6 protein-coding genes are annotated in these 6,640 nt (G+C 61.6%); 2 read left to right on the forward strand and 4 right to left on the reverse strand.

Annotated elements, in window-relative coordinates:
* Nucleotides 1-29: 29 nt before the first annotated feature.
* Together LU684_RS12430 and LU684_RS12435 are read left to right on the forward strand one after the other, a co-directional pair.
* Complete coding sequence (locus LU684_RS12430) at nucleotides 30-947, forward strand: LysR family transcriptional regulator (protein WP_060520066.1); 918 nt, start codon at nucleotides 30-32, stop codon at nucleotides 945-947.
* 159 nt (nucleotides 948-1,106) lie between these two features.
* Complete coding sequence (locus tag LU684_RS12435; protein ID WP_023047378.1) at nucleotides 1,107-1,430, forward strand: DUF2025 family protein; 324 nt, start codon at nucleotides 1,107-1,109, stop codon at nucleotides 1,428-1,430.
* Nucleotides 1,431-1,464: 34 nt separating this feature from the next.
* On the opposite strand, the gene LU684_RS12440 is transcribed toward LU684_RS12435, so the two are convergent.
* From LU684_RS12440 to LU684_RS12455, 4 genes are read right to left on the reverse strand one after another with little or no spacing between them, the layout of a single operon-like run.
* Nucleotides 1,465-4,050: a bifunctional diguanylate cyclase/phosphodiesterase gene (locus LU684_RS12440; protein WP_232894689.1), complete on the reverse strand. Its 2,586-nt coding sequence runs from the start codon at nucleotides 4,048-4,050 to the stop codon at nucleotides 1,465-1,467.
* A gap of 51 nt (nucleotides 4,051-4,101) precedes the next feature.
* Nucleotides 4,102-5,175 carry a diguanylate cyclase gene (locus tag LU684_RS12445; protein WP_024717439.1) on the reverse strand — a complete coding sequence of 358 codons (1,074 nt, stop codon included), beginning with the start codon at nucleotides 5,173-5,175 and terminating at the stop codon, nucleotides 4,102-4,104.
* A gap of 7 nt (nucleotides 5,176-5,182) precedes the next feature.
* Nucleotides 5,183-5,392 (reverse strand): hypothetical protein, encoded by a 210-nt coding sequence (locus LU684_RS12450; RefSeq protein ID WP_139138834.1) that lies wholly within the window; start codon nucleotides 5,390-5,392, stop codon nucleotides 5,183-5,185.
* The gene (locus LU684_RS12455; protein WP_016488707.1) at nucleotides 5,389-6,285 is read right to left on the reverse strand and encodes a formate/nitrite transporter family protein; all 897 of its coding nucleotides are present in this window, start codon (nucleotides 6,283-6,285) and stop codon (nucleotides 5,389-5,391) included. The genes LU684_RS12450 and LU684_RS12455 overlap by 4 nt, the downstream gene beginning before the upstream one ends.
* Nucleotides 6,286-6,640 lie beyond the last annotated feature (355 nt).

Genomic DNA, 6,640 nt, shown 5'->3' on the forward strand with positions numbered 1-6,640 from the left:
TTCGACAGAACCGGATAGCCGAGGCCCAAATGAACAAGCTGGAGTTGTTGCGCACCTTCGTGCGGGTGAGTGAGGTCAGCAGCTTCACCCTGGCTGCCGAGAGCCTGAGGCTGCCACGCTCGACCGTGTCAGAGCAGGTAAAGGCACTGGAGCGCTTGCTGGGTACGCAGCTGTTCAACCGTACTACCCGCAGGGTGCAGGCGACCCAGGATGGCGCCTTGCTGTACGAGCGTAGCAAGGACCTGCTGTCAGGCATGGATGAGATCGAGAGCCTGTTCAGCGCCGACGATGCCGAGCTGGCCGGGCGCCTGCGCATCGACCTGCCGACCATGATGGCGCGGCGGGTCATCATCCCGGCGTTGCCGCAGTTTCTGCAGCGCTTTCCGCGGCTGGAGGTGGAGCTCAGTTGCACTGACCGCCAGGTTGATTTGCTGCGCGAGGGGTTTGACTGCGTGATGCGCATAGGTGCCCTGCATGATCTGGATGTGGTGGCGCGGCCGGTCGGGCAACTGAGCATGCGCAACTGTGCGAGCCCCGCCTACCTGGCCCGCTACGGCGTGCCGCAGACGCCGCAGGAACTGGCGGGGCACCAACTGGTGCACTACGTGCGTACCTTGGGGGCGCGCAGTGCCGGTTTCGAATACCTGCAAGGTGGTGAGCTGCAATACCAGGCCATGGCTGGTGTGGTTACGGTCAACAACGCCGAGGCGTACTCGGCGGCCTGCCTGGCCGGGCTGGGGTTGATCCAGGTACCGGCGGTGGGTGTGGCCGAGCATTTGCAGCGAGGCGAGCTGGTTTCGCTACTGGAAGACTGGCAGGCCCCGGCCATGCCGGTGTCACTGCTGTACGCCCGGCAACGGCACGTGCCGCGCCGGGTTCAAGCGTTCATGCAGTGGCTGGCGGCGGTGCTGGCGTCGCAGGTCGACCCTGCACCAAGTGAACATTGAGCCAGGTGCCGGCCACAGGTAAAGGCGTGCGGGGTAAGCACGAAAACCCTTGGCGAACGGCCTGCCACTTGCGTTAGGCTGCCGTTTGCGAGTTGCCCGGTAGAGGCGACCGATTCCGCCAGGCGTGCGTATCTTTCGATTTCATTGCGAGGTTACGTCATGGCCATCACTTCCCAGGACATCTGCAACGCCGCCGACCAGCTCAAAGGTTTTGTCGGTTTTCATGGCAAGCGCGGCGTTCATATCGTGCGGTTTTCCGAGGACTCGTTCGGCATGGACGTGGCCGACGACAGCATTACCCCCTGCAGCGAGTTTGTCTGGCGTCCCGAGCAAGGGCAGCGCATGGCGCTTTGCCGTGAGCGGCTGGCGCTGCTGCTGGAGCAGCATGTGGATGACCGCCTGAACATTGCTGAGCCACTGCGCGCCTACCTGCGCCGCCGGGATCTGCCAGACATCGTGGCCGAACGCACCGTGCAGCAATAAACCCGGCCCTTGTAGGAGCAGCACAAGGCTGCTCCTACAAGGGCTTTGCAGTGCTATGGGATGTCTGGTGCAACAACGCCGCCACCCCGGCACTGTCCAGCGGCCGGCTCATGTAAAAGCCCTGCACCTCATGGCAGCGGTCTTTCTCCAGTGCCTTGAGCTGCTGTTCGCTCTCTACCCCCTCGGCAGTTACCGTCAACCCCATCGCCTCACCCAGGTTGATGATGGCCTGGACCATGGCGCGGTCTCTACCGCCGCTGCTGTTCAGGCCATTGATGAAGCGTTTGTCGATCTTGATGCTGTCGAACGGGTAGGTACGCAGATAACCCAGCGACGAGTAGCCGGTGCCGAAATCGTCCATATTCAGGCGCACGCCAAGCTCTTTGAGTGACAGCATGGTGCCTAGCGCGCCCTCGATGTCGTTGAGCATCACGTTTTCGGTAATTTCCAGTTCCAGGCGCTGGGCCGGGAAGCTGGTGTCCAGCAGGACCTCGCGTACGTCGGCGACCACGTCGCTGCGCAGGAACTGCGCAGGCGACAGGTTCACCGAAACCAGAATGTCGGCGGGCCAGTCGTGGGCAGTGCGGCAGGCTTCGCGCAGCACCCAGCGGCCCAGCGCGACGATGATGTCGCTTTGCTCGGCCAGCGGGATGAAGGTATCCGGCCCCAGCAACCCTTCCTGTGGGTGTTGCCAGCGCAGCAAGGCTTCAACCGCGACGATGCGCCGGTCGCTGAGGCGGTAGCGTGGCTGGTAGTGCAGCTCGAACTCCTGGTTGCGCAATGCCCGGCGCAAGTCGTTTTCCAACTGGCGACGGTACTGGATCTGCTGGTTCATTTCGGCGGCGAAGTAGCGCCAGGTATTCTTGCCATCGGCCTTGGCCTGGTACAGGGCGATGTCGGCGCAGCGGATCAGTTCGCCGGCATCGAAACCCTGGGTGCGGGTCTGTGCCACGCCGATACTGACGCCGACGTGCAGCAGTTGGCTGTCGAAGGTGATGGGGTGCTGCAGCAGGTCGATCAGGCGTGCGCAGAAACGGTCGACTTCGCTGCGGTTGTCCATGCCGCTGAGGACCAGAATGAACTCGTCGCCGCCCAGGCGTGCGACCAGGTCGCCATCGCGGGTGGTGTCGCGCAGGCGCGTCGCCACTTCCTGCAGCACGGCATCCCCGGCGGCATGGCCGAGGGAGTCGTTGATCGGCTTGAAGTTGTCCAGATCCAGCAACAGCAGTGACAGTGGCGGCGAGTCATTGCCCCGCAGCAGGGCCTGCTCCAGGTGCCTGGCGAGCTTGTTGCGGTTGGCCAGCCCAGTGAGAGGGTCGTGCAGCGACAGGTGCTGGATGCGCGCGTGGGCGTCGACTTCGTCGGTGATGTCACTGGCGGTGCCACGAAAACCGATGGGTGTGTCGTCATGCCAGATGGCGCGGGCCGAAATCCTGCAGTAGCGGTTCTGGCCATTCTGGTCGCGGTAAGTACAGCGCAGGTTGGCCAGTTGCTCGGGGTCTGCGTTGGCCAGGGCGTCCAGCCAGGGTGAGAGCGGGGTGGTATCGCAGGCCAGCAACTGGTTGAGCGGGTGCCCCAGCCAATCGTCCACCGCGTAGCCGGTAACATTGGCAAAGCGCTGTGACAGGTACGTCAGGCGCTGTTGTCGGTCAGTTTCCCAGATCCAGTCGGATGCCGACTCGGCCACTGCGCGAAAACGCTGTTCGCTAGCCTCCAGGGCCTGGTTGCTCTGCTGCAAGTGCGAAAGCGTCAGGCCGATCGCCCGCGAGCTGCGCAAGGTCAGGCGGAACAGGTAAAGCATGATCAGGCCAAGTATCAGCAGCGCGCTCAACAGGGCTGGCATTACCGCCCACAGCAATTGGTGCCCCGGCAGCGGGCTGCTCCAGGACAGGTGATAGCCGGTGTCACCCAGGTCGATACGCAGGTGGTCATGCTGCTGCATATCTTCCTTTTCCACATGCATGCGGGTCAGCCCGGCACCTTTGCCCAGTTGTGCCAGTTTTTCTTCGGTCAACTGGTCGACGAACAGCATCACGGGTGCCTGGCTTACCTCACTGTCGGTGACGTCGCGGTCCGGGCGTATGGCTGCGGCACTGAGTACCGCCGGCCAGCCATTGAACAGCACGAAACGGGTTATCTGCTCGCGGGGAATTGCGGCTGCACGGGCCTGGTCGAGGATCGGCTGGAGCGTTGCGTCTATATAGGTGTTGGCGCCTGCCTGGGTGGGCTGGCCTTTGAACAAGGCGTAGGTGGTACGGTCGTTTTCCACCACGAACACCCCTTCGTAGCCGCTGGCGCTGTACAACGATTCACCTACATTCTTCTCCTCGTAGGCCCAATGCCAGTCGGCGTGGCCTGCCAGGTGCTCGAAGGCCGCATCCCATACGGCGTAGCTGGACAGAAACTGGCGTGAGGCCAGCAGACGCTGTTCCAGCGCCTGCGTCGCATGGAACGCGCTACGCTGGCGCTCCTGCTTGTCGAGCGTGGTCGCGATATTGAACAGGGCGCCGAGGATGACCAGGCAGGCCAGGCCGTACACTGTGCTGAAACCGGCAATCAGGTGGCGCACCTGAAAGCGCGGCGTAGGGCTTGCGGGTGGAAGGTTGGCGGTCCTGGCCATGCGCGAGCAGCTCCTTCAAGCAGCCTCCCGCCGGGCAGTCAGGCAGGGGGTTCAATCAGGATAGGCCAGCCTGAGCGTGGCAGCCTCGCTGCGGGCAAAATTGACTTGGTCACGGCCTGCGTGCTTGGCGGTGTACAGTGCCTTGTCCGCCTGTTCCAGCCAGTGTTCCGGTGATTGCAGGCCAGCCTGGAATGCTGACAGGCCGATGCTGAGGCTGATGCGCAGGTGCGGCAACTGCGGATTACGGTAGTTGGCGACACGTTCGCGCAGGCGCTCCATGGCTTGGCAGGCCTGGGCTTGGCTTGTGTCCGGCAGGATCACGCAAAACTCGTCTCCGCCGTACCGCCCGGCCTGGTCGCCCTCGCGCAAATTTCGCCGTAGTTCGGCACTGAGCTGGCGCAGTACACAATCGCCGACCACGTGGCCGAAGGTGTCGTTGATAGTCTTGAAATGGTCGATGTCGATCAGGGCTATGACCGCCTGCCCCTGTTGTTGTCTACAGGCCTGGAACTTCAGCAGCAGCAGGTCTTTCCAGGCACCATGGTTGAGCAGGCCGGTCAGGCTGTCGGTCAGGCTGAGCGCGCTCAGCCGGCGTTTGTGGTCGGCCAGCTTGATCGCCAGCTGGTAGCACACCCAGCCCAGGGCAAGCGGGTACAGCGTCAGCATAGGGAGGCAAGCATAAACTTGCAGGGGCGTTGCATGCAGCTGCAGGCCGGGGCCGAGGACCAGAACGGCGACAAGCATGCCGGCCAGTTGGGCCATTGCCCCGCGCACGACCAGCCGCTTGCCCCCGGCAGCAACGTTGTTCATGGTCATCATCGATAGCACGGTCACGCTCGGCAAGGGATTGAAGTGCATGGCGGCGGTCCAGAATCCGCCCATCAGTGAATCAAGCAGCAAGTTGCGCTGTTCCGCCTGGTAAGGGGCTGGCGAGCGGGTGGCCCAAAAGTAAGCCACGTGCGGCCACAGCAGCCCGTTGACCAGCATCAGCCCCCATATCCACGCAGGCGGCGCCAGCGGCGCCATGCCAGCCATGACGCTGAGCAGGCCAATGCCCATGCCTATAATGCGCGGCAGGTAGATGCGCTTGACGAATGAAAGGCCTTTGCCGCTGCTGTTTTCCATCATGTTGTCATTCTTCTGCCGGTATACCGTTTATCGCATAACTCACGTGAATATTGTTGAACACTGTTTCATCGGCGAAAAATGACCTTGCAAGCCAATTCACGGTAGATCCGATCCCCGGCAGGTGGCACGAAGGCTTTTCTGTTGCTTGGGGTATTGCAGGCACATGCTGCCGGCGCAGATTTTGCGGGTCCGGCAGCGGCACGCCAAGCTTCAATGCTTGTCGTCCCTGCTGCGCGCTGGCCTGGCTTCGTGGTCTTTCAATAATTGCGAGGGCGGCTTGCCGCTGTCACTGCGTACCTGAGCATGGCTGATCAGGCCGAAGATCAAGCTGCCACCAATAATATTGCCGGCCAGGGTAGGCAAGGCGAATTGCAGCAAGAAACTGCGCCAGGTCTCGTCGCCGGCCCAGACCAGATAAGACACCTCGACTGAACCCACTACTATATGGGTGAAGTCGCCAAGGGCCATCAGGTAGGTGATCAGCAGGATGATCCAGATCTTGGCGTGCTCCATGGATGGAATCATCCAGACCATGGTGGCGATCATCCAGCCCGAGACGATGCCTTTGGCAAACATCTGGCTGATGTCGTTCTTCATGACCTTGCGGCCGATCTCGAGGAAGGCCACATCCGTCTTGCTGTCAAAGATCGGCAGCTCCAGCATCACCCAGGCAACCAGCAGGGTACCGGCCAGGTTGCCGAGCAACACCACGCCCCACAGGCGCAACAGGCGGCCGAAGTTGGCCAGGGTCGGGGAGGTCATCACTGGCAGCACGGCGGTGAGGGTGTTTTCGGTAAACAGTTGCTGGCGTGCCAGGATAACAGCGAGAAAACCGGCGCTGTAGCCGATGCTGGCAATCACCTGCGCACTGTCACCGTCCGGCAGGCGGGCGTAAAACAGCCCCATGGCCATCATCGACAGCCCCATGGACAAGCCGGCGGCCAGCGCCGACCACCACAGCGCGGCGAGCGTACGCTCCAGCTCCTGGTCGCCCTGGTAGCGGATGATCTCGTGCAGCACTGCCGCCCGCGGCGGCTGGTTGTGGCTGACTTCCTGCTCTTCATCTGCAGACAAGCCCGGGGTTTTCTCGTTTTGCGCATCGCTCATGGCCACTACGCTCCGTGGGGGGGATTCATTACAGATCCGCTGCGCTTTCATTAGTTGCGAGGTGGGTACTAAACACGCTTGGAAAGTTTTTTAGATCAAGGTGTTGACTCTAATTTCAAAGCGCGTATTATTCGCCTCCTCGCAGCGACAAACGCTCCGAGGCAAGCGGTAAGTGTTTGAAGTTGTTAGCTTTCGAAAGAAAGTGGATGTAAAAAACTTCAAAATAAACGCTTGACAGACTCTGAGGAAAGCGTAGAATGCGCGCCTCGGTTGAGACGAAAAGCTCTTAACCAAACGCTCTTTAACAAATCGAATCAAGCAATTCGTGTGGGTGCTTGTGAGTATGGACTGATAG

Origin of the sequence: Pseudomonas sp. NMI542_15, from assembly GCF_021283425.1 — a bacterium.
GTDB lineage: Bacteria > Pseudomonadota > Gammaproteobacteria > Pseudomonadales > Pseudomonadaceae > Aquipseudomonas > Aquipseudomonas fortuita.